The 2,077-nt window shown below is 57.7% G+C and carries 2 protein-coding genes and 1 pseudogene; 1 reads left to right on the top strand and 2 read right to left on the bottom strand.

The window, feature by feature from the left end; all coding sequences use genetic code 11:
- Positions 1 to 269 (bottom strand): annotated as a pseudogene (locus tag AWB67_RS36815) (GNAT family N-acetyltransferase); the annotation flags it as partial.
- 165 nt (positions 270 to 434) lie between these two features.
- On the bottom strand, positions 435 to 1,430 hold the full coding sequence (locus AWB67_RS36810; RefSeq protein ID WP_087660738.1) for an MBL fold metallo-hydrolase: 996 nt from the start codon (positions 1,428 to 1,430) through the stop codon (positions 435 to 437).
- 267 nt (positions 1,431 to 1,697) lie between these two features.
- Between AWB67_RS36810 and AWB67_RS36805 the strand changes: the two genes are divergently transcribed.
- Positions 1,698 to 2,077, top strand: a 380-nt coding sequence (locus tag AWB67_RS36805; protein ID WP_374729889.1) for a DUF1348 family protein, incomplete at its 3' end; no start/stop codon positions are given.

Raw genomic sequence — 2,077 nt, 5'->3', positions numbered from 1 at the left:
AGCTTCTTCAATACAGCAACGGATTCGGTTTCGAGCTTCAGTCCGATGGTTCCGATCACCCGGCTTGTCTCACTGAGCGCCACCCAAAAATTGCCACCGGATTTTGTATAGTTCGATTCGATGTCGAGCAGGTCGGGTTGCTGATCGAGTGATATGTCGAGGTTCGCCTCCACATTCTGGATCTTTAGAATCAGGGCGATGACTTGGTCGTTGAACTCCGGGCGGTAGTCCACAACAGTCCACTTCGCGGCGGGACGGCAGGCGTTCACGGTGCGGCTCCTCTGTGGCAATGAATGTCTCCTGCCAGCTCCAGTGGAAATCCTCGGGCGACAGGTCGATGTCGGCAATCTACGGAAGTTGTGTGCGAAGAGATAGAACGTTCTTGCAGCCGCGAACCGCGCCTTGCGCCAACCGGCGGAAGATCATTCAGGGTTTCAATCCGGGTTCTCGACCCGCAGCGCGTGGATCATTGCGAACGCGTGATGACACGTCCAGACGTCCGCACCGCCAAGCCGCTCCGTCCAGAGCCGACCGTCGGACGTTGGGGTGGTCAGCACTTCGTTCGTGACCTGAGCGACCATGTCATTGAGGTAGGTGTCCATCAATGCCCAGATGTTGTCGAAGCCCGTTCGCGCGCCGACATCCTCTATTCGTACGGATGCCAGCGCGCCTTTCGAGGCGTTGCGCAGGTGCCCGACATATTCGCGTTGTGTCTCGACATCGGCACGTGTCCCGTATCGCGTCAGGTGACCGCAGACCATGACATCGAAGTCGTAAGCGAGAAGAAGGTCGTGAGCGCCGATGAATTCGTGAACGTCGTTGGCGATGGCGAGGCTTCTGAACGGCACCCACCCCGGAAATATGACGTCAACCAGCATGAGGACCTTTTGCCGCGGTTCGTAGATGAAGATGTTGCCCGGCTGATGGATGTTTCCTTGATAGCTGAGTTCGAGCCGCTTGTTTCCCACTTCCAGCAGGTATTCCGTGGCGAACGTCGTGGACGGATACGGCCGACGAGCGTCACGGTAGCTCCGCAGTATGTCCGCCGTACTCTGATGTGCAATACGCATGGCGGTGTCCGGATAAACGTCTGCCGCTCCAATGTGGTCGAAGTGCGAGTGACTGTAGATCACATGCGTGACGGGTTCTGCGGTCTTCGAGTGGATCGCCTGCATCAGGAGGCTACGCATGGATGGCGGAGCGTCGATCACGATGACGCCTTGCCCGGTCGACATGAAGAGCGTGTCATAACCTCCCGCACTGAGCCAGAAGATTCCGGGTTTGATCTCCTCGATCAGATACCCGTCTGACCCTGGCGCCCGTCCGAGCGAGGAATGCGGCACGGCGGCGAACGCGCCTACGCACTGAACGCATCGATACATGGGCATCGCAGTGCTCTCGCTGTCGTCATCTGCTGCGCTGGAGGTCATGACGGGTTCCTTCTCAACGACGTAATGGGCGGCATTCCCGGATTGCCTGACGAAGAAGCATCTTCGTCCAATCGAAGTACATCCTCTTTTCACTCAGATGCACTTTTTCGAATTTGCACGGTCTCGGTGACAAGACTGCGCGGGCTGATGAGTGGGGGCTCGCTCATCGTGCGAAAGCAATAGAAAAGCCTTCGAGACCGTTCGCAACCTAAAGCGGTCCCGAGGGCTTGCTGACAGACTCCTGTGTATGGCATTCGACGAGGTGAAATGATGTCTGAAGAATCCCGGCCGCCTTGTCCACCGTTCACGCACGAGACGGCGACTGCCAAAGTCCGTCTCGCTGAAGACGGATGGAATACACGTGATCCCGAACGCGTATCGCTTGCGTATTCGATCGATTCGAGCTGGCGCAATCGTGCTGAGTTTGCCAAGGGGCGCGCGGAGATCGTCGCGCTGCTTACCCGTAAGTGGCAACGAGAACTCGATTACCGGCTGATCAAGGAACTCTGGGCGTTTTCCGGCGCCCGGATCGCCGTACGTTTTGCCTACGAGAGCCATGACGACTCACGAAACTGGTTCCGCTCGTACGGCAACGAAAACTGGGAGTTCGACGAACACGGGCTGATGACGCGGCGCTACGCCTGCAT

This window comes from Caballeronia terrestris, assembly GCF_001544515.1.
In the GTDB taxonomy this organism is placed as follows: domain Bacteria; phylum Pseudomonadota; class Gammaproteobacteria; order Burkholderiales; family Burkholderiaceae; genus Caballeronia; species Caballeronia terrestris.
The sequence above is the reverse complement of the archived record's forward strand: the minus strand, read 5'-3'. Positions and strand labels throughout refer to the sequence as shown.